Annotated in this window: 25 protein-coding genes; 6 read left to right on the top strand and 19 right to left on the bottom strand. The window is 65.7% G+C overall.

Annotated features, from left to right (window positions below):
• Positions 1-101: 101 nt before the first annotated feature.
• From AKI39_RS03035 to tyrS, 6 genes are all read right to left on the bottom strand, one after another.
• The gene (locus tag AKI39_RS03035) at positions 102-752 is read right to left on the bottom strand and encodes a riboflavin synthase (protein WP_066632296.1); all 651 of its coding nucleotides are present in this window, start codon (positions 750-752) and stop codon (positions 102-104) included.
• Between the two features lie 153 nt (positions 753-905).
• Entirely contained in the window at positions 906-2,012 is a 1,107-nt protein-coding gene (ribD, locus tag AKI39_RS03030) for a bifunctional diaminohydroxyphosphoribosylaminopyrimidine deaminase/5-amino-6-(5-phosphoribosylamino)uracil reductase RibD (RefSeq protein WP_066632295.1), read from the bottom strand.
• Positions 2,013-2,046: 34 nt separating this feature from the next.
• Positions 2,047-2,529, bottom strand: a complete 483-nt coding sequence (nrdR, locus tag AKI39_RS03025) for a transcriptional regulator NrdR (RefSeq protein ID WP_066632292.1) — start codon at positions 2,527-2,529, stop codon at positions 2,047-2,049.
• A gap of 15 nt (positions 2,530-2,544) precedes the next feature.
• Positions 2,545-3,789: a serine hydroxymethyltransferase gene (glyA, locus tag AKI39_RS03020; protein ID WP_066632290.1), complete on the bottom strand. Its 1,245-nt coding sequence runs from the start codon at positions 3,787-3,789 to the stop codon at positions 2,545-2,547.
• A gap of 262 nt (positions 3,790-4,051) precedes the next feature.
• Positions 4,052-4,705, bottom strand: a complete 654-nt coding sequence (locus AKI39_RS03015; protein WP_066632288.1) for a YbhB/YbcL family Raf kinase inhibitor-like protein — start codon at positions 4,703-4,705, stop codon at positions 4,052-4,054.
• A gap of 60 nt (positions 4,706-4,765) precedes the next feature.
• Entirely contained in the window at positions 4,766-5,995 is a 1,230-nt protein-coding gene (gene tyrS, locus AKI39_RS03010) for a tyrosine--tRNA ligase (RefSeq protein WP_066632286.1), read from the bottom strand.
• Between the two features lie 149 nt (positions 5,996-6,144).
• On the opposite strand from tyrS, the gene AKI39_RS03005 reads away from it, so the two are divergent.
• Complete coding sequence (locus AKI39_RS03005) at positions 6,145-7,563, top strand: peptidoglycan DD-metalloendopeptidase family protein (RefSeq protein ID WP_443102911.1); 1,419 nt, start codon at positions 6,145-6,147, stop codon at positions 7,561-7,563.
• 25 nt (positions 7,564-7,588) lie between these two features.
• The gene (locus AKI39_RS03000) at positions 7,589-8,707 is read left to right on the top strand and encodes an anhydro-N-acetylmuramic acid kinase (RefSeq protein WP_066632283.1); all 1,119 of its coding nucleotides are present in this window, start codon (positions 7,589-7,591) and stop codon (positions 8,705-8,707) included.
• 120 nt (positions 8,708-8,827) lie between these two features.
• On the opposite strand, the gene erpA is transcribed toward AKI39_RS03000, so the two are convergent.
• From erpA to pmbA, 11 genes are all read right to left on the bottom strand, one after another.
• Entirely contained in the window at positions 8,828-9,199 is a 372-nt protein-coding gene (gene erpA / locus AKI39_RS02995) for an iron-sulfur cluster insertion protein ErpA (protein ID WP_066632281.1), read from the bottom strand.
• Between the two features lie 109 nt (positions 9,200-9,308).
• Positions 9,309-10,340 carry a DUF6776 family protein gene (locus AKI39_RS02990; protein WP_066632279.1) on the bottom strand — a complete coding sequence of 344 codons (1,032 nt, stop codon included), beginning with the start codon at positions 10,338-10,340 and terminating at the stop codon, positions 9,309-9,311.
• 49 nt (positions 10,341-10,389) lie between these two features.
• Positions 10,390-11,454: an N-acetyl-gamma-glutamyl-phosphate reductase gene (argC, locus tag AKI39_RS02985; protein WP_066632277.1), complete on the bottom strand. Its 1,065-nt coding sequence runs from the start codon at positions 11,452-11,454 to the stop codon at positions 10,390-10,392.
• A gap of 309 nt (positions 11,455-11,763) precedes the next feature.
• Positions 11,764-12,156: a 30S ribosomal protein S9 gene (gene rpsI, locus AKI39_RS02975; protein WP_066355857.1), complete on the bottom strand. Its 393-nt coding sequence runs from the start codon at positions 12,154-12,156 to the stop codon at positions 11,764-11,766.
• Between the two features lie 9 nt (positions 12,157-12,165).
• Positions 12,166-12,594, bottom strand: coding sequence for a 50S ribosomal protein L13 (rplM, locus tag AKI39_RS02970; protein ID WP_066632273.1), 429 nt, complete (start codon positions 12,592-12,594; stop codon positions 12,166-12,168).
• 190 nt (positions 12,595-12,784) lie between these two features.
• The gene (locus AKI39_RS02965) at positions 12,785-13,495 is read right to left on the bottom strand and encodes an ABC transporter ATP-binding protein (RefSeq protein WP_066632271.1); all 711 of its coding nucleotides are present in this window, start codon (positions 13,493-13,495) and stop codon (positions 12,785-12,787) included.
• On the bottom strand, positions 13,492-14,280 hold the full coding sequence (locus AKI39_RS02960) for an ABC transporter ATP-binding protein (RefSeq protein WP_066632269.1): 789 nt from the start codon (positions 14,278-14,280) through the stop codon (positions 13,492-13,494). The genes AKI39_RS02965 and AKI39_RS02960 overlap by 4 nt, the downstream gene beginning before the upstream one ends.
• Positions 14,273-15,139: a branched-chain amino acid ABC transporter permease gene (locus AKI39_RS02955; RefSeq protein WP_066642022.1), complete on the bottom strand. Its 867-nt coding sequence runs from the start codon at positions 15,137-15,139 to the stop codon at positions 14,273-14,275. The genes AKI39_RS02960 and AKI39_RS02955 overlap by 8 nt, the downstream gene beginning before the upstream one ends.
• A 6-nt stretch (positions 15,140-15,145) precedes the next feature.
• Positions 15,146-16,027 carry a branched-chain amino acid ABC transporter permease gene (locus AKI39_RS02950; protein ID WP_066632267.1) on the bottom strand — a complete coding sequence of 294 codons (882 nt, stop codon included), beginning with the start codon at positions 16,025-16,027 and terminating at the stop codon, positions 15,146-15,148.
• Positions 16,028-16,122: 95 nt separating this feature from the next.
• Positions 16,123-17,274, bottom strand: coding sequence for an ABC transporter substrate-binding protein (locus tag AKI39_RS02945; protein WP_066632265.1), 1,152 nt, complete (start codon positions 17,272-17,274; stop codon positions 16,123-16,125).
• A 219-nt stretch (positions 17,275-17,493) separates the two neighbouring features.
• Positions 17,494-18,858, bottom strand: a complete 1,365-nt coding sequence (pmbA, locus tag AKI39_RS02940; RefSeq protein WP_066632263.1) for a metalloprotease PmbA — start codon at positions 18,856-18,858, stop codon at positions 17,494-17,496.
• Between the two features lie 60 nt (positions 18,859-18,918).
• Between pmbA and yjgA the strand changes: the two genes are divergently transcribed.
• Both yjgA and AKI39_RS02930 read left to right on the top strand, forming a co-directional pair.
• Positions 18,919-19,458 carry a ribosome biogenesis factor YjgA gene (gene yjgA / locus AKI39_RS02935; RefSeq protein ID WP_066632261.1) on the top strand — a complete coding sequence of 180 codons (540 nt, stop codon included), beginning with the start codon at positions 18,919-18,921 and terminating at the stop codon, positions 19,456-19,458.
• Positions 19,459-19,469: 11 nt separating this feature from the next.
• Complete coding sequence (locus AKI39_RS02930) at positions 19,470-20,153, top strand: alpha/beta hydrolase (protein ID WP_066632260.1); 684 nt, start codon at positions 19,470-19,472, stop codon at positions 20,151-20,153.
• Here AKI39_RS02930 and AKI39_RS02925 read toward each other — a convergent pair.
• Entirely contained in the window at positions 20,146-22,602 is a 2,457-nt protein-coding gene (locus tag AKI39_RS02925) for a bifunctional acetate--CoA ligase family protein/GNAT family N-acetyltransferase (RefSeq protein ID WP_066632259.1), read from the bottom strand. The genes AKI39_RS02930 and AKI39_RS02925 overlap by 8 nt on opposite strands.
• 58 nt (positions 22,603-22,660) lie before the next feature.
• Between AKI39_RS02925 and gltX the strand changes: the two genes are divergently transcribed.
• Positions 22,661-24,073: a glutamate--tRNA ligase gene (gene gltX, locus AKI39_RS02920; RefSeq protein ID WP_066632258.1), complete on the top strand. Its 1,413-nt coding sequence runs from the start codon at positions 22,661-22,663 to the stop codon at positions 24,071-24,073.
• Between the two features lie 10 nt (positions 24,074-24,083).
• Here the strand turns inward: gltX and AKI39_RS02915 are convergent, their stop codons facing one another.
• Complete coding sequence (locus AKI39_RS02915) at positions 24,084-24,587, bottom strand: hypothetical protein (RefSeq protein ID WP_066642021.1); 504 nt, start codon at positions 24,585-24,587, stop codon at positions 24,084-24,086.
• A gap of 181 nt (positions 24,588-24,768) precedes the next feature.
• Between AKI39_RS02915 and AKI39_RS02910 the strand changes: the two genes are divergently transcribed.
• Entirely contained in the window at positions 24,769-25,599 is an 831-nt protein-coding gene (locus AKI39_RS02910; protein WP_066632257.1) for an alpha/beta hydrolase, read from the top strand.
• The last annotated feature ends 220 nt before the right edge of the window (positions 25,600-25,819 follow it).

Below are 25,819 nucleotides of genomic sequence, written 5' to 3'. Positions count from 1 at the left end.
AGCGGCACAAGTTCCGCTCGCGAAAGCGACTGAAATGGTTTCTGTAAAGGGTTTTTGGCAGCCTCCTGGCGCATCAAATAACCATGACGACGCAGTCGAAATCACGCGCACGATTTCGCAGCCAGCGGACTTGCTCCGGATACCTGCATCATGCGTTCGACGTAGCGTGCGATCGTATCGATCTCCAAATTCACTTTGTCGCCTACGTTTACGTTACGCAACGTGGTCGTGCTTTGGGTATGAGGAATTACGTTAATGGTGATCTCACTACCCTCCACCCCATCTTTTACGCGGTTCACTGTAAGGCTGATGCCATTAACCGTAACAGAGCCTTTGTAGGCCAGATATTTGGCCATTTCCTTCGGCGCGCGGAGGACAAGCTCCCGCGATTCCCCTACTGGCGCATAGCCGACGACGACCCCCAGGCCGTCCACATGGCCGGACACCAGATGGCCGCCCAGGGCATCACCGACGCGCAGCGATTTCTCCAGGTTCACTTCCGCACCTTCGCGATCCAGGCCAACGGTAAGGCGCAGGCTCTCGCGCGAAATATCGATGTCGAAGCTGTTGTCTTCCAGCGCTACGACAGTCATGCACGCACCCTGGACCGCGATCGAATCACCCAGCTGTACATCGGAAAGCCCAAGATCGCCCGCGTCGATGCGCACGCGTATTCCAGCGCTGCCGTCATGGGATTCGTAGGGCTGGGTCTGCTCGATACGGCCGACGGCCGTGACGATGCCGGTAAACATAGAACAACTCCTGGAGAGGTCTGACCACATGAACATTGGCCTCCCGCCGGCACATGCGCATGCGGCGCGCCTGAACCGGCTGGCTCGATAACGATAGGATACGCGGCCTGGGAAGAGCAGGAACGCCGAGGGAGGACTTGCGCGGCTAAAGGTTTAGCGAGGCGTGGCAGCAGTCCGCAGCGCCTGCCAGCGGTCCGCGAAGCGGCCACGCAGGCGGACGTCGCCGCCCAGGGGATGGATATCGACGAAATCGAAGCGGCGGGCGCCATCCAGATGCGACAGCATGGGCAGCTTGACCATGCCAGGCGCGTCGCCCAGCAGCACCGGCGCGATGTACGCCAGGATCTCATCCACGCAATCGGCCGACAACAAGGCGCCGGAGAGGCCCGCGCCCGCTTCGACGTGGACTTCGTTGACGTGTTGCCGCGCCATCCAGCGCATCATGGCCTGCAGATCCACGCGCCCGGGTTCGTCGCTGGGCAGCACGATTACGCGCGCATTGCGGCGGGCCAGGCGTTCCGCCTTGACCGGATCGTCATGGGCCGTGAAGACCCAGACTTCCTCGCCATCGAACAGGCGCGCAGCTTCCGATATCTGCAGTCGCCCATCCACCACCGCCTTGCGCGGCTGCCTGGGAACATCGACATCCCGCACGGTAAGCCGCGGATCGTCCTTCTGCACCGTGCCCATGCCGGTCAGCACGACGTCGGCACGGGCGCGCCAGGCGTGGCCATCGGCCCGCGCCTGCGGGCCCGTAATCCATTGCGACATTCCGTTATGCAGGGCACTGCGTCCGTCCAGCGACGCCGCCATCTTTACCCACGTCCATGGGCTGCCCCTGCTCATCCTGGCCGCGAAACCGGCGTTCAGGGCCAGGGCTTCCTCCAGGCAGACGCCCGTCGTAATGGGAATGCCCTGGGCGCGCAGCCGGGCCAGGCCGGCACCATTGACCTGCGGATTCGGATCGCCCATGGCCACCACGACCCGGCCCGGCGCCGCCGCCACGACCGCGTCCGCGCACGGCGGCGTCCGGCCGAAGTGGCTGCACGGTTCCAGGGTGACATAGAAGGTTGCCCCGGCGACCGATACACCGCGCGCGGCGGCATCGCGCAAGGCGCAGATTTCCGCGTGGGGCCCGCCCGGCGGCTGGGTCGCGCCTTCGCCCAGGACCTGGCCGTCGCGCACGATCACGCAGCCGACCCTGGGATTGGGCGCGGTGGTGTAGAGAACGCCGTGCGCCAGCCCCAGGGCGTGGCGCATCCAATGTAGATCCTGGGCCTCGGTCATGGGCACGTCAGGGCTCTTTGCGAAGCTTGCCGGACAGTAGCGGCCCCTGCATTTCGCGGATGGCCTCGATGAATTCGCCGATATCCTCGAAGCTGCGATAGACGGAAGCGAAACGGACGTAGGCCACCTTGTCGAGCTTGCGCAGTTCCGTCATCACGAGTTCGCCCACGTAGGCGGAAGGGACTTCCCGCTTGCCGCTGGTCAGCAGGCTTTCTTCGATGCGGGCTACCGCCGCATCGACGTCTTCGGTGCTGACCGGCCGTTTGCGCAAGGCCAGGGACAGGCTGGCGCGCAGCTTGCCCTGGTCGTATTCGCTGCGGCTGCCGTTGCGCTTGACGATGGACGGCATGACCAGCTCTACCCGCTCGTAGGTGGTGAAGCGTTTGTCGCAGTGCTGGCAGCGGCGGCGCCGGCGGATGGTTACGCCCTCTTCCAGCACCCGGCTGTCGATCACCTGGGTATCGGCATGACCGCAGAACGGACAGCGCACCGTGCGTCCCCGCCGTCAGCCGTAGACGGGCAAACGGGTGGTGAGCGCGTCCACGCGTTCGCGCACCGATGCGATGTTGGCCTCGTTGCGGGGATCGTCGAGCACGTCCGCGATCAGGTTGGCGGTGAGTTCGGTTTCCGCTTCCTTGAAGCCCCGGGTGGTGATGGCCGGCGTGCCCAGGCGGATGCCGCTGGTCACGAAGGGCTTTTCAGGGTCGTTCGGAATGGCGTTCTTGTTCACCGTGATGTGCGCCTGGCCCAGGACGGCTTCGGCTTCCTTGCCGGTGATGCCCTTCGCGCGCAGGTCGACCAGCATGACGTGGCTTTCCGTACGCCCGGAAACGATACGCAGTCCGCGCTTGACCAGCGTTTCAGCCAGCACCTTGGCATTCTTGGCGACCTGATGGGCGTAATCGCGGAATTCGGGCTGCAGCGCCTCCTTGAAGGCGATTGCCTTGGCCGCGATGACGTGCATCAGCGGGCCGCCCTGGATGCCCGGGAAGATCGCCGAGTTGATCGCTTTCTCGAATTCGGACTTCATCATGATGACGCCGCCGCGCGGGCCGCGCAGCGATTTGTGCGTGGTGGAGGTGACGAAGTCGGCATGCGGCACGGGGTTCGGATACACGCCACCCGCCACCAGGCCGGCGTAGTGCGCGATGTCGACCATGAACAGCGCGCCGTTGTCACGGGCGATGCGGGCCATGCGCTCGAAATCGATGTGCAGGGAGTAGGCCGACGCGCCCGCCACGATCAACTTCGGCTTATGCTCCTGGGCAAGGGATTCGACCTTGGCATAGTCGAGCACTTCATTGGCGTCCAGGCCATAGGGCAGGAAGTTGTAGAGCTTGCCCGATGCATTGACCGACGCGCCGTGCGTCAGGTGGCCCCCTTCGGCCAGGCTCATCCCCAGGACCTTGTCGCCCGGCTTGAGCACCGCCATGTAGACCCCCTGGTTGGCCTGCGAGCCCGAATTGGGCTGCACATTGGCGGCCTCGGCCCCGAACAGCTCCTTGAGGCGGTCGATCGCCAGTTGCTCCACGATGTCCACGAACTCGCAGCCGCCGTAATAGCGCTTGCCCGGATACCCTTCCGCGTACTTGTTCGTCAGCTGGGTGCCCTGCGCCTGCATGACCGCCGGGCTGGCATAGTTTTCCGACGCGATCAGCTCGATGTGCTGTTCCTGGCGGTGGTTTTCCTTCTGGATGGCAGCCCAGACGTCTTCGTCGACCTGGGAAATGGTGCGGGTACGGTCAAACATGGGGGTTCCTGAACGGAGTCAAAAAGCAGGGAAGAGGTATCCCATATAGTTTACCGTGCGGTTACGGCGCTTTTCCCGCGATAAGGCGCTGAAAATCGTCGCGGCGGGATTTTTCCGGCACGAAAACGGATTTTGAAAAAAACCGCTCATGCCAGCGTGAAAGGCCTTCATGCTGCCCAAAACGCTGCGTATGCCCGCGCCAGCGCGCCGGTATGGCGCGGGGGCCCGCCCCGCCATACCGGGCGGCCGCGGCCCCCCGCCCTCAAGCCGATGTCGTGCCGATCTGCTTGGGCGCCAACGTCGGGTTCAAGGTGTACGTCCCCGTGACGGAAGCCTGCGCCAGGATCTTCCCCTGGATGGCGCTGAGCACCTGCTTGCCGTTGAACGTGCCTTCCACGTCCAGGCGCGGCACGCTCAGCGCATAGAGCGTAAAGATGTAGTGATGCACCAGGGCGTCGTTCCAGGGCGGGCAGGGGCCGTCGTAGCCGAAATAGTCGCCGCTCATGTCCCGATCCGCCGCGAACCAGCTGGTGTAATCGTTGATGCCCTGGCGGGCGTCGTGGGGGGCCAGGGGGCCGCCCTTGCCGCGCGGCGTGATGCCGTTGGAAAAGGTGCCCTCTTCGATTTCCCGCATATCGGCGGGCAGGTCCACCAATACCCAATGGAAAAACTCCACCCGAGGCAGATCGGCAGGCACCACACGGCCTTCCTGGTTGACGTCGTCCGGCTTGCTGGGCACGTCCGGATCGCAGCAGATCATGACGAAGGATTGGGTACCCTCTGGCACGTCATCCCAGGAGAACTGGGGATTGAAATTATCGGCCAACGCGACATGCGACTGCGCGTCTATCCGCGCGAAAGCGTAGCGCTCCGGGATCGACTCATTATCGGAAAAAGACAAGCTCGCTAGCTTCATGGCATGCCTCCTTTAAAAAGAAACCAAAAGGATAGGTCGAGTGCGTGGCCAGATGATTCCCTATGATGCCAAGGTAACACGCGCGAACTTCCGTTTTCCTACTTGGATCACGTACACACCCCCGGACAATTGCAACGATTTGTCTTCCACCTTTTCGCCGTTGACCCGGACGCCGCCCTGTTCAACGTTGCGCTGCGCTTCGGCGCCGGACGCCGCCAAGCCGGCTTCGCGCAGCACCTTCAATATGCCGAGCGGCGCGCCGCCGAGGGTGACTTCCGGCATGTCTTCCGGGATCGCCCCGTCGCGGAACCGCGCCTCGAACTCCGCCAGGGCGTCCCGCGCCGCCTGGGCGCCGTGGAAACGCGCGACGATTTCCTGGGCCAGCTCGACCTTGGCGTCGCGCGGATTGCGCCCGGCCTCGGTCGCGGCCTTCAGGGCGGCCATGTCCTCCAGGGACCGGAAGGACAGCAGCTCGTAATAGCGCCACATCAGCGTGTCGGAAATCGACATCAGCTTGCCGAACATGGACGGCGGCGCCTCTGAAATGCCGATGTAGTTTCCCTTGGACTTCGACATCTTCTCGACGCCGTCCGTACCCTCGAGCAGCGGCATGGTCAGGATGCACTGCGGCTCCTGGCCATATTCCTTCTGCAGCTCGCGCCCGACCAGCAGGTTGAATTTCTGGTCCGTGCCGCCCAGTTCCAGGTCGGATTTGAGGGCCACGGAGTCATAACCCTGCATGAGCGGGTACAGGAACTCATGCACCGAGATGGGGATGCCGCCCTTGAATCGCTTGGTGAAGTCTTCCCGCTCCATCATGCGCGCCACGGTATACCGGGACGCAAGTTGGATCATGCCGCGGGCGCCGAGCGGGTCGGACCATTCGGAGTTGTAGCGGATTTCCGTGCGGGCCGGGTCCAACACCATGCTGGCCTGCGCGTAGTACGTTTTGGCGTTCGACTCGATCTGCTCCCGTGTTAATGGGGGACGGGTGCTATTGCGGCCGCTGGGGTCGCCGATCATCGACGTGAAATCGCCGATCAGGAAGATGACGGTATGCCCCAGGTCCTGGAGCTGCCGCATCTTGTTCAGGACCACCGTATGGCCCAGGTGGATGTCCGGCGCCGTAGGGTCCAGGCCCAGCTTGATGCGCAGCGGGACGCCCGTGGCGCGGCTGCGGGCCAGTTTGCGGACGAATTCCGACTCGACGAGCAATTCGTCGCAGCCGCGCTTGGCGACGCGGAGGTCGGCCTCGACTTCCGGGGTGATGGTAGCTTCGGATTGGGACATATTGGGGAACGATCTAACCCGTCCGGGTAGACAAAGGGGAGGTAAAAATCACAAAAGTTGTCGAAAATTCTAGCCGAATCGGCTAGGATACCGCCCTAATCATACGCAACTGTCAATAGGGGCGCCCTAGCCCCAGGGTTTTTTTGAAGATGACTACAGGGTCCAACGAGCCCGGGGCCGGCGGCCCGCTATCCGCCGCGCTCCCCACCCTGCCCAATTCCGCACGCCCTCCCCGCCGTTCCCGTATCCTCCGCGCGGCCGCACTCGCCACCGCGATGGGCTTGTTTGCCGCCGCTGCCGCGGTCGGCATGGTCCAGCATCCGGACGCCGCCGACCTGCCGCCCACCCGCACCATCGAAAAAGTCATGGCGCTGTCGCCGGCGGATTATCAGGTCAGCGACGCGTCTTCCGCACCGTTTGTCAACGAAACCCGCATCCGCCGCGGCGATACCCTGGCAGCCGTGCTTCAGCGGCTGCATCTGGACAGCGACGCCCTGCAGGCTTTCCTGACCCACGATCCCAGCGCACGCAGCATCTACAAGCTGTACCCGGGCCGGTCGGTACAGGCCGCCACGGATAGCGAAGGCAAACTGGTGTGGCTGCGCTATATCCATACGCCGGGCAACGACTCCGATGGCCAGGTGGTGACCCGGTTCCTGGAAGTCAAACCCGATGGCGACAGCTATGCGGCCCAGGAAATGACGGAAGACACCGACCGCCAGGTGCGCGTGGCCATGGGCACCATCGAATCGTCGCTGTTCGCGGCCACCGACGAGGCCGGCATTCCGGATTCGGTCACGCTGCAGATGGCCGATATCCTGAGCGCGAAGATCGACTTCCTGCGCAACTTGCGCCAGGGTGACCAGTTCCGCGTGGTGTACGAAACGCGCTCGCACGACGGGCGCTACGCCGGCGCGGGCCGCGTGCTGGCGTTGGAATTCCAGAACCAGGGCAAGCTTTACACGGCAGTCTGGTTCACCCCGCCGGGCACCACCACCGGTTCCTATTACGATTTCGACGGTACCAGCCTGCGCGGCACGTTCCTGCGCACCGCGCTGAAGTTCAGCCGCATCAGTTCCACCTTCGGGATGCGCATGCATCCCATTCACAAGACCTGGACAGGGCACAAAGGCGTGGACTACGCCGCGCCGACCGGCACGCCGATCCACAGCACATCCGACGGCGAAGTCGAATTCGCGGGCGTGCAGAACGGCTACGGCAACGTCGTGATCGTCAAGCATGACAAGAAATTCTCGACGCTGTACGCGCATCAAAGCCGCATCGCGCCGGACATCCGCAAGGGTGTGCATGTGACGCAGGGTGAGGTCATCGGCTACGTGGGCCAGACTGGCTGGGCTACCGGCCCGCATCTACACTATGAATTCCGGATCAACGACACGCCGGTGGATCCGCTGTCGGTGGACTTGCCGGTCGCACAAAAGCTGGACGGCCAGGAAGCCGTGGCTTTCGCCAAGGAAACCTCGGTCTACAAGCAGCAGTTGAATATGCTGGCGCAATTCCAGCAATCCATGCCAGGGGCGACCCTGGCCAGCGCGGCCGGCAACTGAAGCTGGCCGCCATCGGGACAGCACAATGACGACAGGGGCCGGTCTGTTCATCGGACTGATGTCGGGCACCAGCACCGACGGCGTGGACGGCGTACTGGCGCGTATTGCGCCGGATAGCCGCCCCACGGTGCTGGCGCAGGCCAGCTTGCCTTTCCCGGACGACCTGCGGCAAACCTTGCTTGCGTTGAATGCCCCTGGTCACGATGAACTCGGGCGCGCGGCCCTGGCTTCTCTCGCGCTGGCCGAGTGCTACGCGGACACCACACGCCAGCTGTTGGCCGGAGCCAGCGTGGCGGCCGCCGACGTCACAGCCATCGGCGCGCATGGACAAACCGTGCGGCATCGTCCGGACCTGGGCTACACCATCCAGTTGAACGCGCCGGCCCTGCTGGCCGAACGCACGGGCATCTCCGTCGTGGCGGATTTCCGCGCGCGCGATGTCGCGGCGGGCGGGCAAGGCGCCCCGCTGGTGCCGGCATTCCATGCGGCCATTTTTGCGGCCGATGCGCCGCGCGCCGTACTGAACCTGGGCGGCATCGCCAACGTTACCCTGCTCGCGCCCGGACGGCCGGTCACGGGTTTCGACACCGGGCCGGCGAATATGCTGCTGGACGAATGGTGCCGGCGCCACACCGGTCAGAACTACGACCATGACGGCGCCTACGCGGCGGCCGGCAAGGTGGATGCCAACATCCTGGAATACCTGCTGGCGAGCGAACCCTGGCTGGCCAAGCGCCCGCCCAAGTCCACGGGACGGGATCTGTTCAACGCCACATGGCTGGATACCCGGCTGAACGCCTGGGAGGGCTATTGCCGCCGGCTCACGCCCCAGGACATCCAGGCGACCCTGCAGCGCTTTACCGCGCGCACGGTGGCCCAGGCCATCGACCGGGAAGCCCCGGACACGCAGGAAGTCCTGGTGTGCGGGGGTGGCGCGCGCAACAGCGGGTTGATGCGGGATCTGGCTGAGTGCCTTAACCGGCCCATCTCCACCACGGACGCCCATGGCGTTCCTGCCCTATCCATGGAAGCACTGGCGTTTGCCTGGCTTGCCTATGCCCATGTGAACCGTCTGCCGGCAGGATTGCCGGACGTGACGGGCGCGTGCGGCCCGCGCGTGCTGGGCGCCCTGTATCCCGGCTGAAGCCTTCAGGCCGAAAAAGAGACGGGCGCCTGCGGGCGCCCGTTTTTCATCATGCAAGCCGGCTTTTCGGCCTGCCTCTTCCGTGTCGGGATCGCCTTCGGCCAGATCCCGACGCGATCGTTATACCGAAAACGACGATCCGCAACCGCAGGTCGTGGAGGCGTTGGGATTCCGGATGACGAACTGCGCGCCTTCCAGGTCTTCCTTGTAGTCGATTTCTGCGCCGACCAGGTACTGGAAGCTCATGGGGTCGACCAGCAGCTGCACCCCTGCCTTGTCCAGGACGGTGTCGTCTTCGTTCACGACTTCATCGAACGTGAAGCCATACTGGAAACCGGAGCATCCGCCACCCTGCACGAAGACGCGCAGTTTCAGTTCGGGATTGCCTTCGTCGGCCAGCAGGTCCTTGACCTTCGCGGCCGCGGCATCGGTGAAGATCAGTGGCGTCGGGGGGGCCGACTGCAGATCGACGGTTTCGGTTACTGCGTTCATTTCCTGACTCCTGCCCGCTAGGGGCGCGCCCCGGGCGGGGCCTATCCATACATGAAGGGCGTCGGATCCGCCCTGGCTTTGTCCTACTATAGCGCAGCGCCCGGCCGATTCAAAATGCCACGGCCGCCTGCTGGGACGTTCGCACGGCGCCATCCTGGACGACCTCGACAGCCACTTCCGTTGGGGTGAAATCGGGTGGCAGGGCAAGTATGCCCTCACTGTTCCGGTACTGGTCCACTTGCAGCGGCACCAGCGCTGAGGCCCCTGCGGCCCCGCTCGCCGCCTCCGGTGCCGACAGGCTGGCGGCGTCGGTGGGCGGTGTCGCTGCCCCCATTTCGCCGCCCCGCCCGGGTAGGGTGCCCGCCCCGATTGCGTCGGCATCCCGGGACGGCGCTTCCGTGGCCATGTTGGCGGGATATCCCGTTGGTGCTTCCGTCACCGTTTTGCCGGTTTCCGAGGACGGCGCCTGCGGCGTCGCCGGCGCCGTGTCGGGAATAACGCCAGCGCCCGGTGCGGGCGCGGTCTGGAGCGGCGCCAGCGTCAGGCGCACCTGGACGCCCTCCCGCATGCCTGTCGCGACGAACCGCAGGCTGCCCACGAACGGCGCCAGGCCAGGCCGGGCACTACGCATCAGCAGCACCCGATATCGCAGGCCCGCGGGTACGTGCGTAAATTCCACCGCCCTGATGGAGAGCGTGCCCGCCGGACCGGCGGGGAGCAGTTGATCGTAGAAGGCCAGCCTGTCACGCAACTGCCCCGCCTGCACTTGCAGCGCCGCCACGTTGTCTTCCAGGCCGCGGCGGGCGGCCCGTTCGACGGCGAGGTCCGCGTCCGACGCGGCCAGTTGCCCCCGCAGGGCCTGGATATCCGCCTGGCCCTGCTCCGCGCGTGCCTGCAGCGCCGCGAGCCGCGCCTGCATTGCCGGGCCATCCGCCCCGGCAGGCTGGAAGAGGACGATCACCCCCGCCAGAATGGCCGCCATGACCAGGGTGGCCAGCACGCCCACCAGCACGCCAATACGAAAACCGGCGGCCGGCTGTGTATCGCGCCTGGGCGTGGGATGGTGTGCGGACGACGGGTCGGCGGGCGGTGGCTCGGTCGTCGTCGGCGCGGGATGCCCGGCGGGCGGCTGGTCGGTCATGGCAAGTCCCCATGGGCAGGCCTGGCGGGGACACGCCGCGCCGCCACCATCAAGGCAGCACGGCGACCTGTCCCAAGCCGGCGTCTTCCGGCAGCCCGAACATGATGTTCATATTCTGCACGGCCTGCCCTGCCGCACCCTTGACCAGGTTGTCCTGGACGACCAGCACGATGAGCAGGTCGGCGCCCTCCGGGCGATGCAGCGCGATGCGCAGGTCATTGGAAGCACGCACGGACCGTGTTTCCGGCAGGCTGCCAGCGGGCATGACGTCCACGAAGGTTTCGTTCTCGTAGCGCTTTTCGTACAGCGCCTGGAAATCCGTGCCGCGCGCCTCCGGCAGGATGCGGGCATAGATGGTCGAATACATGCCGCGGATCATGGGCACCAGGTGTGGCACGAAGGTCAAGCCGACCTTGCCCCCCGCCAGGCGCTCCAGCTGTTCGGAGATTTCCGGATGGTGCCGGTGGCCGGCGACGCCATAGGCCTTGAAGTTGTCGCTGGCCTCCGAAAACAGCAGGCCGACTTCGGCCTTGCGGCCGGCACCGGATACGCCGGACTTGCAATCGGCGATCAAGGTCTGCGTATCGATCAGGCGGGCGCCGTTTTCCAGCACCGGCGCCAGGCCCAGGGTGACCGTCGTGGGATAGCAGCCGGGGTTGCCGACGACCCGCGCCTTGGCCACTTTCTGGCGATTGATTTCCGGGATGCCATAAACGGCTTCTTCCAGGATGCCAGGGCAGGCGTGCGGCATCTTGTACCACTTCTCGAACACCGCGGTGTCCTGCAGGCGAAAGTCTGCCGCCAGGTCGATGATGCGCGTGCCGGCATCCAGCAGCGCCTGCGCCTGCGCCATCGCCACGCCGTGCGGCGTAGCGAAAAACACAACGTCGCAGTCGGTCAGCGCGGCCTTTTCGGGCGCGGAGAAGGCCAGCTTCACGCGGCCGCGCAAGTTCGGGAACATATCGGCGACCGGCATGCCGTCTTCCTTGCGGGAGGTGATGGCGGTGAGCTCGGCGTTGGGATGCCGGGACAAGAGCCGCAGCAGTTCGACGCCGGTATACCCCGTGCCCCCTACGATGCCGACCTTGACGCGTGCGTTGGATGCTTGTGCCATGTTGCTGTTCCGATGACTGGCTGCTCTGGAAGACGAATGTCGATTGTATCGCCGCGCCATGCGGCACCCTGGACGAAACCGCTACGCCGGTAGGCCCAAATTTTCACGCCGGCGCGCCGTACGCCTGTGCCGCGCCGCTGGTGGCCGGTTGGGCCACGCATCGGAACGGGGCGATATCGCGCGCGGGCCAGACCGATATCGCCTGCGACCCTGCGAGCGTGCACGAGCCGGCCGATAGGGAAGAGCGCCGGCACGATATCCGCCGGCCCGAAAACAAAAAGGCCGCTTTCGCGGCCTTTTTGCTGGACATTAGCGCTTGCTGAACTGCTTACGCCGACGTGCCTTGCGAAGACCAACCTTCTTGCGTTCGACTTCGCGCGCATCGCGCGTCACCAGGCCAGCCTGCGACAGGGCGGGCTTGAGCGTGGCGTCGTAGTCGATGAGGGCGCGGGTGATGCCGTGGCGCACGGCGCCAGCCTGGCCGGATTCGCCGCCGCCATGGACGTTGACCTTGACGTCGAACGATTCCAGATGGCCGGTGAGTTCCAGCGGTTGACGCACGACCATGCGGCCCGTTTCACGCGCGAAGAACTCGTCGACGGGCTTGCCGTTGACAACGATCTTGCCCGTGCCTTTTTTGAGGAACACGCGGGCCACCGACGTCTTGCGGCGGCCGGTTCCGTAATTCCAGTTACCGATCATGACGATTCCTTAGAGTTCCAGCGGCTTGGGCTGCTGGGCGGTGTGCGGGTGCTCGGCACCGGCGTACACCTTCAGTTTCTTGATCATGGCGTAGCCGAGGGGACCCTTCGGCAGCATGCCCTTGACCGCCTTCTGAATGGCGCGGCCGGGAAAACGCTGCTGCATTTTCTCGAAGTTGGTCTCGCGGATGCCGCCCGGGTACGTGGTGTGGCGGAAGTACTTCTTGTCCTGCGACTTGTTCCCGGTAACGACGATGTCCGCCGCGTTGATGATGACGATGTAATCGCCCGTATCAACGTGAGGCGTGAATTCGGGTTTGTGCTTACCACGCAGACGGTGTGCGACTTCGCTGGCCACACGACCGAGGACCTTGCCCTTCGCGTCGATCACAAACCACTCACGCTTGACTTCATGCGGCTTTGCCACAAAGGTCTTCATGATGGTTCCTGAATAAATATATGTTCATTCAGCCGGAAATCGGCCGAGATGTTCTTCCGTTTACCCTTCCTGCCTAAGCGTTATCAGCCGCCCGTGCCGGTCGAAATAAGGGAAAGTCGACGATTCTAGCATGAAAACGCTCAAAGTTTGAGCGACAGGCCCGAAAGCCGTGGCATCCGGGCCGCGGCCGCTAGCCGCCCAGGTATGCCTCCAGCACCCGCGGATGGCCCAATAGCTCCCGCCCGGTGCCGGACAGCGCCAGCGCGCCGTTTTCCAGGACATAGCCATGGCCGGCGACCTTCAGCGCCTGGCGCACGTTCTGCTCGACCAGAAAGAGGGTAAGCCCGTCGGCATTGATGGCGCGCAAGGCCCGGAAGATCTCCTGCACGACGATGGGGGCCAGGCCCATGGAGGGCTCGTCCAGCAGCAGCAGGCGGGGCTTGGCCATGAGCGCGCGCCCGATGGCCAGCATCTGCTGTTCGCCGCCGGACAGATTGCCGGCGATGCCGTCCAGGCGCTCCTTCAGCCGCGGGAACAGGTTGAACACGTAGTCCAGGTCGGCGCCGGTATCGGTGCGGCCGCGCCGGTAGGCGCCAAGCTCCAGGTTTTCCCGCACGGTCATGGTGGTCAGGATGGCCCGCCCTTCGGGCACCTGGACGATCCCCCGCGCCACGATCTGGTGCGGCGCCAAGCGGGTGATGTCCTCGCCTTCGAAATGCACCGAGCCGCCGGCCTTGGGCAGCAGGCCGGACAGCGCCAGCAGGGTCGTGGATTTGCCCGCGCCGTTGGCGCCCACCAGGGCAGTGATTTCGCCCGTGCGCAGCGACATATCGACGCGGCGGACGGCTTCGATGTGCCCGTAGTTCACTTCCAGGCTGCGGATTTCAAGCATGACGGTCATGCGTGCACCTCCCGCGCGGCGTCTTCCTCATCGTCGTCGCGGCCCAGGTAGGCCTCGATGACCTGCTCGTTGGTGCGTATGGCTTCCGGCGGACCGCTGGTGATGATCTTGCCGAAGTTCAGCACGGCGATGGTTTCGCACAGCCCCATGACGAAGCGCATATCGTGTTCGATCATCAGAATGGTGTAGCCGCGGCGGCGGATCGCTTCGATCTCGCGCATCAGTTCCGCGCGTTCGCCGGTATTCATGCCGGCAACGGGTTCGTCCAGCAGCAGCAGGCGCGGCTCGGTGGCCAGCGCGCGCGCCAGTTCAAGCCGGCGCTGCTCGCCATAGGAAAGGTTGTCGGCGAGGTCATGCGCCTTATGCTCCAGGCGCATCCACGACAGCAATTCCAGGGCGCGTTCGCGCGCCCGGGCCTCGTGCCGGCGGAAGCCGGGCAGGCTGAACAGCATGCCGGCCACGCCGTAGTGCATATGGCGATAGGCGCCGACCACCACGTTTTCCAGCAGCGTCATTTCCTTGAACAGGCGGATGTTCTGGAAAGTGCGGGCGATGCCGGCGCGCGTGATCTGGTGCGGCGCCATGCCGATCAGGCTTTGGCCGGCGAAGCGCACCTGGCCGCCGCTGGGGCGCAGCAGGCCGGTGATGATATTGAACACCGTCGTCTTGCCGGCGCCGTTGGGGCCGATCAGGCCGAAGATCGAGCCTTCGGGAACCTGCAGATTGACGTCCTGCAGCACATGCAGGCCGCCGAAACGCATGGAGATGGAAGCGAGTTCAAGCATGGCGCCTGCCCCCCTTGCGCGTCCAGCGCGCGAAGCGCACGGGATCCCAGATGCCTTGCGGCAGGAACAACACGATCAGCACAAGAATCAATCCATTGGCGACCAGGCGGAAGTCGCTGAAGCCACGCAGGACTTCAGGCAGAAGCGTAATGATGGTGCTGCCCAGCACGGGGCCGGCAAGCCCGCCGATGCCGCCCAGGATGGCCATCGTCAGGATCTCCACACCGCGATCGAAACCGTATTCGCCCGGCCCGATGAAAAACGTCAGATGGGCATTCAGCGCGCCGGCCAGGCCGGCGATCGCGCCGCCCATGATGAAGGCCAGCATTTTATTGGCGCGCACATTGATGCCCATGAGCCCGGCCGCCGTTTCGTCGCCGCGTATGGCGTCGAAGGCGCGGCCCAGCTTGGAGACGCGCACCCGCCAGAGCAGCAGCAGCACGATGGCCACCGCCAGCAGCACGTGCCACCATTGGGTGGACTGCGGAATGCCGTTCAGGCCGAGCGCGCCGCCGGTCAGTGATTCCGTATTCAGCACCGCCACGCGTACGACTTCGCCGAACCCCAGGGTGGCCATGGCCAGATAGACGCCGGACAACCGTATCGTCGGCAGCCCGATGAGAGCCGCCACCACGGCCGGCGCCGCCATGCCGCCCGCCAGGGCGAGCGAGAACGGCGCGTCGTAGTTCATCGTCAGGATGGCCGCGGTGTAGGCGCCGATACCCATGAAGGCGGCGTTGGCCATGGCCAGCATGCCGCAGGCCAGCGTCAGCCAGATGGACAGCGCCAGCAGCGCATTGGTGCCCAGCGTCAGCACCACATTGCCGTAGATGGCCCAGAAACTATCGAATGCAGTCATGATCAATCAGGCCTTGCGTTGCACCACTTTGCCGAACAGGCCCTGGGGGCGCACCAGCAGGATCAGGAAAAGCAGGCCGAAGGCCACGGCGTCGCGCATGGTCGAACCGATGTAGGCCACGGACAGCACTTCGGCAAAGCCCAGGAACAGGCCGCCCAGCATGGCGCCGCGGATATCGCCCATGCCGCCCAGGATGATGACGGCGATGCCCTTGTGCAGCATCGGCTGGCCCATCAGCGGGTACAGCGCGTTGGAATACAGGCCGATCAGCAAGCCCGCCACGCCGCCCAGGCCGCCGGCCAGGAAAGAGGTGAACAGGAACAGCTGCTCGACGTTGATGCCCAGCAGCCAGGCTGCCTTGGGCGATTCGGCGATGGCGCGCAGTGCCCGGCCGAACTGCGTGCGCCGCATGACCAGCATCAGCACGGCCATCAGGGCGAACGACAGGAAGATGATGGCCAGCTCGATCGCGGTCACGTGGATGCCGGCGATCACCATGGTGCTTTCGGGCACCACGCCCGGCGGAAAACGCAGGTTATTGGCGCCGTAGATGCCCTGGATGCCGTTGTTCAGGACGATGCCCACGCCGATGGTGGCGATCATCGGGATCAGGTGCGGCGCGTTGCGCCGGCGCAGCGGTTTCAGGACCAGCCAGTCGATCAGGGCGCCCAGCGCGCCCGCGACGATGAAGGTCAGGAACAGGGAAATCCACAGCGGAATACCCAGCTTGGTAATGATGGAGAGGGCCGCATAGGCGCCGACCATGAAGACTGCGCCGTGCGACAGATTGATAATGCCCAGCACGCCGAAGACCAGCGTGAACCCCAGGGCGAACAGGGCATACACGCAGCCCAGCGACAGGGCATTGACGAATTGTTGTTCCAACATACCGGGACTTCCGAATCGAAAACGCCTTGCGGACCGCGGCCGGCGCAGCCCGCAAGGCGTCGGAGGCGGCGATCAGCCGCGCTCGCGCACAGGGTTTACTTTTCTATGACGTACTTGCCGTTTTCCGTCTTGCTGATGATCGGCGCCTGTTCCGCGTCATAACCCGCGGCCTTGCCGGCACGATCCTTGGCCTGGCGGAACTTGAAGGCACCCGTCGCGCCGGTCCATTGGACGGCGGGCAGCGCATCGCGCACGGCGGCGCGGTCGGCGGTCAGGTCGCCCTTGAGCTGCACCTTCTTCAGCGCCTGGGCGACGATGTACATGGCGTCATAGGCTTGCGCGGAGAACTGGTCCGGCGCGATGTTGTACTTGGCCTTGTAGGCGTCGATGAACTTGGTGTTTTCCGACGTCTTGTTCTCGATGGACCACGGGCTGCCGATCCACAGGTTGTTGGAGGCGGCGCCAGGTGCCAGTTCGAAGATCTTCACGGAGTTCATGCCGTTGCCGCCGATCACCGGCACGTTCAGGCCCAGCTGGCGCGCCTGCACCATGATGGGACCGCCCTCGGCCAGCAGCGCGGACAGGACGATGGCGTCCGGGTTCGTGCCCTTGATCTTGGTCAGTTGCGCCTTGAAGTCGACATCGCCCTTGGCGAAGGTTTCCGTGGTGGTGACCGGAATCTTCAGGTCTTCCAGGGCCTTCTTGAAGTTGTCGTAGCCGCTCTTGGTGAAGACGTCGTCATTGCCGTACAGCACCGCGACGTTCTTCAGGCCCACCTTGTTCTTGACCATGGTCAGGGTGGCCGGCAGCACGTCGGCTTCCGTCACGGAATTGCGGAAGATGTAGTTGCCGATGGACGTGATGCCGTCCGCGGTATTGGACGTGCCGAAGGCCACCGTCTTGGCCGCCTGCGCGATCGGGTCCGCGGCCTGGGCCGAATTCGACAGCGTCGGGCCAAAGGTCATCAGGACCTTGTCCTGGAAGATCAGTTTCTTGAAGACATTGATGGCTTCTTCTTTCTTGCCCTGTTCGTCTTCGATGACCAGGGAAATCTTGTTGCCATTGATCCCGCCCGCGGCATTGATTTCGTCCGCGGCCAGCTGGAAGCCGTTGCGGATGGAGATCCCGTACTGCGCGGCGCCGCCGGACAGGGCCTCGGCCACGCCCAGCTTGATGTCGGCCGCATGGGCGGCGGGCAGGATGGCGCTGGCGACCACGGCGGCCAGCAGGGTGTATGTCTTCTTCATGGGAAAGCCTCTCTCACGGGCGTTATGTATCTACGCGAGGATCTGCGCCTCGCTGGATGAGCAGCCCCGCGCCGGCCGTGCCGGCGCGGGCAAGTCCGCCATTATTACTCGAATTGCTTGATTTGTTGCGGGTTGCAACTCCGGGAAAGCCCGAAAACACGTCAATTCGCGACCTTTTCGCCGCATCGCCCCGCTACGCGAGCGCTTCGCGCGTGCGTATTATTCCCCCGCGATGGCCATTTGCTCGATCAGGATCGACCCGGTGGACTTGGTCCCGCGCGCGATGGTGTCCGCCCCCACCGCGACGATTTGCCGGAACATGTCCTTCAGGTTGCCGGCGATGGTGACTTCCTGCACCGCATGCTGGATTTCGCCGTTTTCCACCCAATAGCCGAAGGCCCCGCGCGAATAATCGCCGGTGACGTAGTTCACGCCCTGGCCGATCAGCTCCGTCACCATAAAGCCGGTTCCCATCTTGCGCAGCATGGCACGCAAGTCGTCCGACGGTGCGGTCAAGCGCGAGCGCAGCGTCAGGTTGTGCGATCCGCCGGCGTTTCCGGTGGTCGGCATCCCCAGCTTGCGGGCGGTATAGGTGGAGAGGAAATAGCCCTGCAGCACCCCTGCCGTGACGACATCGCGGGCGCGGGTGACGACGCCTTCGTCGTCGAAGGGGGAACTGCCCATGGCGCCGACGATATGCGGATCCTCGGCGATGTCGATGTGGTCGGCGAAGATGGGCTTGCCCATGCTATCGATCAGGAAACTGGCCTTGCGGTACAAGGCGCCGCCGTTGACCGCCTGCGTCAGCGCGCCCAGCAGGCCCAGGGCCAGCGGGGCCTCGAACAGGACGGGAAATTTACCGGTACGGATGCGGCGGGCCGACAGGCGCGACAGGGCGCGCTCGGCCGCATAGCGTCCCACGGCTTCCGGTTCGGCCAGATTGACGGCGTTGCGTTCGCTGGTGTACCAGTAATCGCGCTGCATGCCGTTGCCGCGCCCCGCGATGGGCGCCACCGACAGGCTATGGCGCGAGTAGGGATACCCGCCCAGGAAGCCGCGGGTGTTGCCCATCACGAACTGCCCTTCGAACGTCCCCACCGAAGCGCCTTCGGTGTTGGTGATGCGGGCGTCCACCGCGCGAGCCGCGCGTTCGGCGCGCAGCGCGAGTTCAGCGGCTTCCTCGGTGCCGATGGCCCAGGGATAGTGCAGGGCCAGGTCCGGATAGTCGCGCGCCAGCATGTCGGCGTCCGGCAGGCCGGCCGCCGGATCTTCGGCGGTATGGCTGGCGATGTGCCAGGCAGCTTCCACCGTTTCGCGCAGGGCGGCCTCGGAGAAATCGGAGGTGGAGGCCGAACCGCGCCGCTGTCCGGCATAGACCGTTACGTCCAGCGAGCGGTCGCGGGTCTGCTCCACGGTTTCGATGTCGTTCTTGCGTACCGACACCGACAACCCCAGGCTTTCGGAGACTTCAGCGACGGCGTCGCTGGCGCCGACCTTGCGTGCATGGGCCAGGACGCTCTGGACCAGTTCGCTGAAACGCGCCTGGTTTTCGGCGACGGGCAGGGAAGAAGAATAGGTGACCATTGAAACTCGCTTGAGAGAGACGGGTATCATAGCCAAGTCCGCAAACCTGCTGTTCCTACAATGTCAGAAATAACCGAGTCCGCCGGCGACGAGGACGACGGCTACGACCGCCCGAGCAAATCCCAGGTCAAGCGCGAAATGCTTGCCTTGACGGATCTGGGCAAGCAATTGATCGGGCTGTCACCCGAACGATTGCGCCAGCTGCCCCTGGCCGAACGCCTCTACGACGCCATCCGTGAAGCCCAGCGCACCACCAGCCGCGAAGGGCTGCGCCGCCAGACGCACTTCGTCGGCAAGCTCATGCGCGATGCGCCCGCCGACGAGATCCGGCGCCAGCTGGACGTCTGGGAAAACGGCTCGCGCGAGGAAACGGCCGCCATGCACCGCCTGGAAGGCCTGCGCGATCGCCTGCTGGAAGACGACGCCGCCCTGACGGACCTGCTGGCGCGCAATCCGGGCAGTGATGCCCAGCAATTGCGCACACTGATCCGCGAGGCCCGCAAGGAAGCGCGGGCCAACGCCAGCCTGGCCCAGGGACAGGAACCCAAGCGCAAGCACTACAGGGCGCTGTTCCAGGCCTTGAAGACCTTGCAACCCTGATACCCCCTGCCATGACCGCCGACACCTCCCCCGACCTGCTGGACTGCATCGAACGCGAAACCGGCCCCCAACCCACGTACGCGGTGATCTGGCTGCACGGGCTGGGCGCGGACGGCAATGATTTCGCGCCCATCGTGCCCGAACTGCGCCTGCCGGCCGCGCCGGCGGTGCGCTTCGTCTTTCCGCATGCGCCCGTGCAGCCCGTCACGATCAACGGCGGCATGCAGATGCGCTCCTGGTACGACATCCTGGAGATGGACCTGGTGCGCCGCGAGGACGCCGCCGGCATCCGCCGCTCCGAAGCCGCCGTGCGGGCCCTGCTCGCCCGCGAAAATGCGCGCGGCATCCCCACCTCTCGCATCGTCCTGGCGGGATTTTCCCAGGGCTGCGCGATGACCCTGCACACCGGCTTGCGGCTGTCCGAGAAACTCGCCGGCATGATGGGGCTGTCCGGCTACCTGCCGCTGCTGGACATGGCGGCCGCGGAACGTCACGGCGCCAATGCCGATACCCCGATTTTCCTGGCCCATGGCGAATACGACCCCGTGGTCGACATCGCCCGCGCCACGGCGACACGCGACATGCTGCGCGCCCTGGGTCACGACGTCCGTTGGCACACCTATCCGATGCAGCACTCCGTGTGCGCGGAAGAAGTCGCGGATATCCGCGACTTCCTGATGCAAGTGATCAAGTAGGGCGGCCGGCGTCGGGCCGTCCCAGGTCCAGCCACACCCGGCGCATGGAAGGATCGTCCCGATCGGGATCGTTCTTCAGGCCCAGGCTGGTCATCAGCCGCAGCATGGGCCGGTTCTCCGCCAGCACCAGGCCTTCGATGTATTCCAGGCCCTGTTCACGAGCGGCATCGATCAGCAGCGTCATCAACTGGCGTCCCAAGCCGCAGCCCTGCCACGCGTCGGCCACGACCAGCGCGTATTCCGCGCCGCGGCCGTCGGGATTGCGCAGGTAGTGCGCCAGGCCGATCACCGCATCGTGGCGATGGCCCCGATGGGCGGGATTGGGCAGCTCGGTGGTGGCGACCAGAGCCAGTTCGCGATCGTAGTCCACCTGCGTATACCGCGCGAGCATACGTGGCGTCAGTTCGCGCATCATGGACACGAAACGCATATAGCGCGATCGTTCGGACAGCTGGCGGATGAAGGCCTGCAGCGATTCCGCGTCCTCCGGGCGGATGGGCCGCACCACCCAGGGCGTGCCGTCCTCGAAGTGGCGCACCTGCACCAGCCGCCCCGGATAGGGATGGATGGCCATGTGGGGATACCCGCCCAGGCGCGGGCACTGGGCGGCGGCCTGCGCCGTCAGCGTCACTCGCATGGAGCGCGCGTACAGCCGTGCCTCGCCGGCGTACAAAGGGTCGATGTCCAGCGCCTCGATGTCCGGCACGTCGGTGATCAATTCGGACACGCGCACCAGCGCCTGCTGCAGCGTTTCGAACGCGGCGATGCTCAGGCGATGCGCCAGCACCTTGCGCCACAGCCGGCTGCGTTCGATCAGCTGCTGCGCGAGGAAACGGTTGAGGGGCGGCAAGTCCATGCCGCGATCCGCGCTGCCCAGCACCGCATCGGGACCGCCGGCGGCAAAGCGGATCACCGGACCGAAACGCGCATCGCGGTGCACGCGTATGGCCATGGGGCGCGACAAGGGCTCGAACGCGCCGCTGGGCATGGCGTCATGGATAGGCACCAGGCAGGCCGACAGCAGATCGCGCGCCTCCGCGGGCGTCAGCGCGTGCCGTCCGTCGCGCCGGGCCGCGTCGACGATGGCCTGCGCAACCCCCGGTGTCGGCATCGGTCCCTGGGGCAGCGGCGGCTGCGACTGCAACAGCAGCTGCTGGTTGTAGTAGTGGGTGGACAGGACGCCGAACGCGTCGGCGGCCGATTCCGGCGTGCGGAAGGCGGAGGTGCCCGCGTCGTCCAGCATGCGGCGCAGCGGCCGCATGCCGGCATCGCCCATGAAGCACGACACGATGGGCTTGCGCGCCCGCGGCGCGATCTGCGCCAGCCGTTCGGCCACCGCACGCAGGTCGGCCAAGGCATCCGGCGCCAGCAGGACGAGCACGCCGTCCACGCCCGTATCGTCGATCAGGACGTCCAGGACGGCCTGTGCCGTATCGGGCGTCAGCGGCGCATGGGTGATGACGGGATTGCCGGCGGCCGATCCGGGCTCCAGCAGCGCCTCAAGCGCGCGCACCGTGGCCTGCGACAGCTCGGCGCGGGCCACCGCGGCATCCGGCCCGATCAGGTCCAGGGCCAGCTGCGGCGGTCCGCTGCCGTTGGAAAACAAGGCCACCCGGCGGCCGCGTGGCCGCCGGGCATAGCCCAGCACTTTCAGCGCCGAAAACAGCTGAACGAAATAGCGCACCCGCACCGCGCCGGCCCGGCGCAGCACCGCATCGAAAACGTCGTCGTCTTCGTCGCCCCGCCCCGCCTTCAGCACCACCACCGGCTTGGCGCTGGCGGCGGCGCGCAGTGCGCTGATGAAGGGGCGCGCCGGCCCGACGTCCTCGAGATAGAGCGCGATGCTGTCGGTGCGGGGGTCGGTGGCCAGGTAGTCGAGCACCGGGCCAAGGCCCACGATGGCCTCATCGCCCAGCGCGATTGCGGTGGAAAAACCGAAGTGCACATCCTCCGCCCAATCCATGACGGCGGCGATGATGGAACGCGACTGGGCCACCAACGCGACACGCCCGGGACGCGCCAGCGTCGGATGCTGGCTGAAATTCAGGCTGGCATGCGGGCGCTGGACGCCGAAAGCCCGCGGCCCCAGCAGCTTGCAGCGGTTTTCCTGGGCCCAGGCTTGGCACAACGCCACAGTGCCGCGCGGATAAGGGTCCGGCTGCTCGTGCGGCAGGACGATCAGCGCGCGAGGCGCGCGCGGCGCCAGGCGGCGCAAGGTTTCGGCGAAGACCGACGGCGCGACGCACACCAGTGCCAGGTCCAGGCGTTCGCCGGCGTCCAGGCCGGTGAAGGTGTCGGGGATATCGGGCGCCGCGCCGGGATCACACTCGATGCAGGTGGTGCGCGCGCGCAGGGCGGCGGGCAGCATCGCGGCGCCGGGCAAAAGCCGGTCCGCGATGATGAGCAAAGAACGCGGGTCGAACAGAGAAGCCAGTGCGTGTCGAAGCATGGACTCCCTCCCTATTCTAAAATGCCGCCATCGCGCAATATAACCGCCCGGCTCCCCAATGACTCAAACTTCCAATTCCCGCGTCCGCACCCGTTTCGCTCCCTCGCCCACCGGCTACCTGCATCTGGGCGGCGCGCGCACGGCGCTTTTTTCCTGGGCATACGCCCGCCACCACGGCGGCGTGTTCATCCTGCGCATCGAGGACACCGATGTGGAACGGTCGACGCCCGAAGCGGTGCAGGCCATCCTGGACAGCATGGAATGGCTGGGCATGCAGCCCGATGAAGGCCCCTTCTACCAGATGCGCCGCATGGACCGCTACCGCGAGGTCGTTGCGCAGATGCTGGCCGCGGGAACGGCCTACCACTGCTACTGCACGCCCGAGGAAGTGGAAGCGATGCGCGAACGCGCGCGCGCCCAGGGCCTGAAGCCGCGCTACGACGGCACATGGCGGCCGGAGCCCGGCAAGACCCTGCCGCCCGTTCCCCCGGGCTGCCAGCCCGTGGTGCGCTTCAAGAACCCGCAGACGGGCGCCACCAGCTGGAACGATATGGTGAAGGGGCCGATCAGCTTCGACAACGGCGAACTGGACGACCTGATCATCGCGCGCCCGGACGGCACGCCCACGTACAACTTCTGCGTGGTGGTGGATGACTGGGACATGCGCATCACGCACGTGCTGCGGGGCGACGACCACGTCAACAATACCCCCCGACAGATCAACATCCTGCGCGCGCTCGGCGCGCAATTGCCCGAATACGGCCACGTTCCCATGATCCTCGGCCCGGATGGCGAAAAACTGTCCAAGCGCCATGGCGCGGTCAGCGTCATGGAGTACGACAAGGACGGTTATCTGCCGGAAGCCATGATCAACTACCTGGCCCGACTGGGGTGGAGCCACGGCGACGACGAGCTCTTCAACCGCGAGCAGCTGGTCGAATGGTTCGATACCCGGCATTTGTCGAAATCGGCATCCCAGTGGGACCCGAAGAAACTGAACTGGGTCAACGCCCACTATCTTCGGCAGATGCCCGATGCCGAACTGGCTACACGCGTCGCGCCGCGCATTTCCCGGCGCGGCGGCGATCCTGCCGCGGCGGACCTGCCTGCCGTCATGGCCCTGCTGAAAGACCGCGCCGAAACGCTGGAGCAGTTGGCCGAGGGCGCCATGCTGTTCTGTGGCCCGTTCAACGGCGCGCCGGCGGAACTGGCGGCCCAGCACCTTACCGAGCCGGCGCGCGAAGCCCTGCGTGCCTTCGCCGACGAAGCCGGCGGCGCGGAATGGTCCAAGGAAGCCTTATCCGCCGCGATCAAGCGCGTGCTGGCCGCGCGTGGCATAAAGATGCCGCAGCTGGCCATCCCCCTGCGCGTGGCCGTCACCGGCCAGACGCAGACGCCGGCCATCGACGCCGTACTGGCCCTGCTGGGCAAGGAGAAAGTACTGCAGCGGCTGGAACGCGCCTTGGCCTAGGCCCGCGGCATCAGCGCAGGACATACCCCTGGGGCATCCTGCGCGCCTTCAGCACTTCGCCGCCGGGCTTCTGGTCGCGCAGCACCAGCGTGCTGCGGTCCACGGTCTCGACGCGGTAGCGGTTGGTGTAGATCGGGTCCGACGGGTCGACGGGATCGCCGTTGGATTCGGTGGTCTGCATGGTGTACACGCCGTTGGCGAAGGTCCAGCAGCCCGTTTCGTCCAGCCCCGGCCGCGACTTGTTGCGTATCTTGAGCTGGGTCTGATACCGCATTTTTCCGTCCGGCGCGAGCACCAGCAGGGTCTGCTGCATGCCCCCCATGCCGCGCGGCGTCGACACCGAATACCAGGTTCCCGCCAGCGCATCGGCGCCGGGACTGGCCGCGCAGGCGACGGGTTTGGGGGGTGGGGCTGGCTGGGAGACCGGGTGGGGCGCTTCTTTTCGGGTCGCGCAACCGGCCAGAATGAACGCGGCGCAGGCAACGCCGGCGAAACGCGAAAATGCACTGCTCATGAAATCCTCACAGACCACCGAGATGTCCGCATGGCGCGGAAAAAAGCGCATCGGTGCGACATATCGATTCTGAATATCGCGGCGGCAACACGCAACGCCCAAGCGGGACATCGGCACGCACGGCGCATGGTTTGTGCGTAACGCGCAACACTGCTGTAGCGAAAGCCCTATCATTCGATGCATGGACGCCGCCGCGCTGCCCTCTTCCCTTCCGGACTTCACCCTCATCGAGCGCCTGCCGTGCGTGCCGGCAGGCGAAGGCCGCCTGGTCATCGGCGCGCGCGCCCGCGCGGGCAGGCCCACGCTGCTCTTCGTGCACGGTGCCTTCCATGGCGCATGGTGCTATGCCGGCTACCTGGAATACTTCGCCGCGCTGGGCCTGGGCTGCGCCGCCCTGGATCTGCCTGGTCACGGCGGGCTGGCGCAGGCACCGGATTTCCACGCCCATGGCGTCCACGACTTCGGCCGGTGCGTGGTGCAAGCCATGGACGCGATCGATGGACCGGTGGTCGTGGCGGGGCACAGCATGGGCGCCTTGCCCGCGCTGTTCGCCGCCACCCAGCGTGAAGCCGCGGGCATCATACTGATGGCGCCCTCTCCGCCGGCCAATGTACCGGGCGCCCAGGCCCTTGCGCCGGTCCCCATCAGGACGAGCCGCCCCCCTCCCGGCATGGATGACGTACGCCGGCGCTTTACCGGCGCGATGAGCGAGCGAGACATCGCCAGGGTCGCCGCGCGCCTGTGCCCGGAGAGCGCACAGGCCATGAACGACCGCTACCTGTTGCGACTGGATATCCCGGCGCACGCCATCGACGCGCCAGGCCTGTGCCTGGAAGCGGGCGAGGACGACGCCGCGCGGCATCCCCCGGGACAGGACCAGGCCGTCGCCGATCTCTACGGCTTCGAATACCGCCTGCTGCCGGACATGCCCCACTGCATGATGTATGCGCACGGCTGGCAGGAAAGCGCGGAGACGATACGCAGCTGGTACGAACGCCTGTTCCCCGCCTGATGCGCAGGGGCTGCGCCGTCGCGCCCGCGCGGCCGCCCCCCGGGCCCAGTACTGGCGGCCATCCACGTGGCCCACTATATATATAGAGTGAAGCGCACTCGCATGGCATAAAGGCAAGCACGCCAGGCAAGCGCGGAGCGGTCCGCCACGCGGTCCGTAGGGAGACAACCGGGAATGGGCGGCACACTTCCACACACGCCCTCCCGCCATCGACAAGGGG

Source organism: Bordetella sp. H567 (assembly GCF_001704295.1).
Classification (GTDB): Bacteria; Pseudomonadota; Gammaproteobacteria; order Burkholderiales; family Burkholderiaceae_B; genus Bordetella_C.
This window is presented reverse-complemented; position numbering and strand designations above follow the sequence as displayed.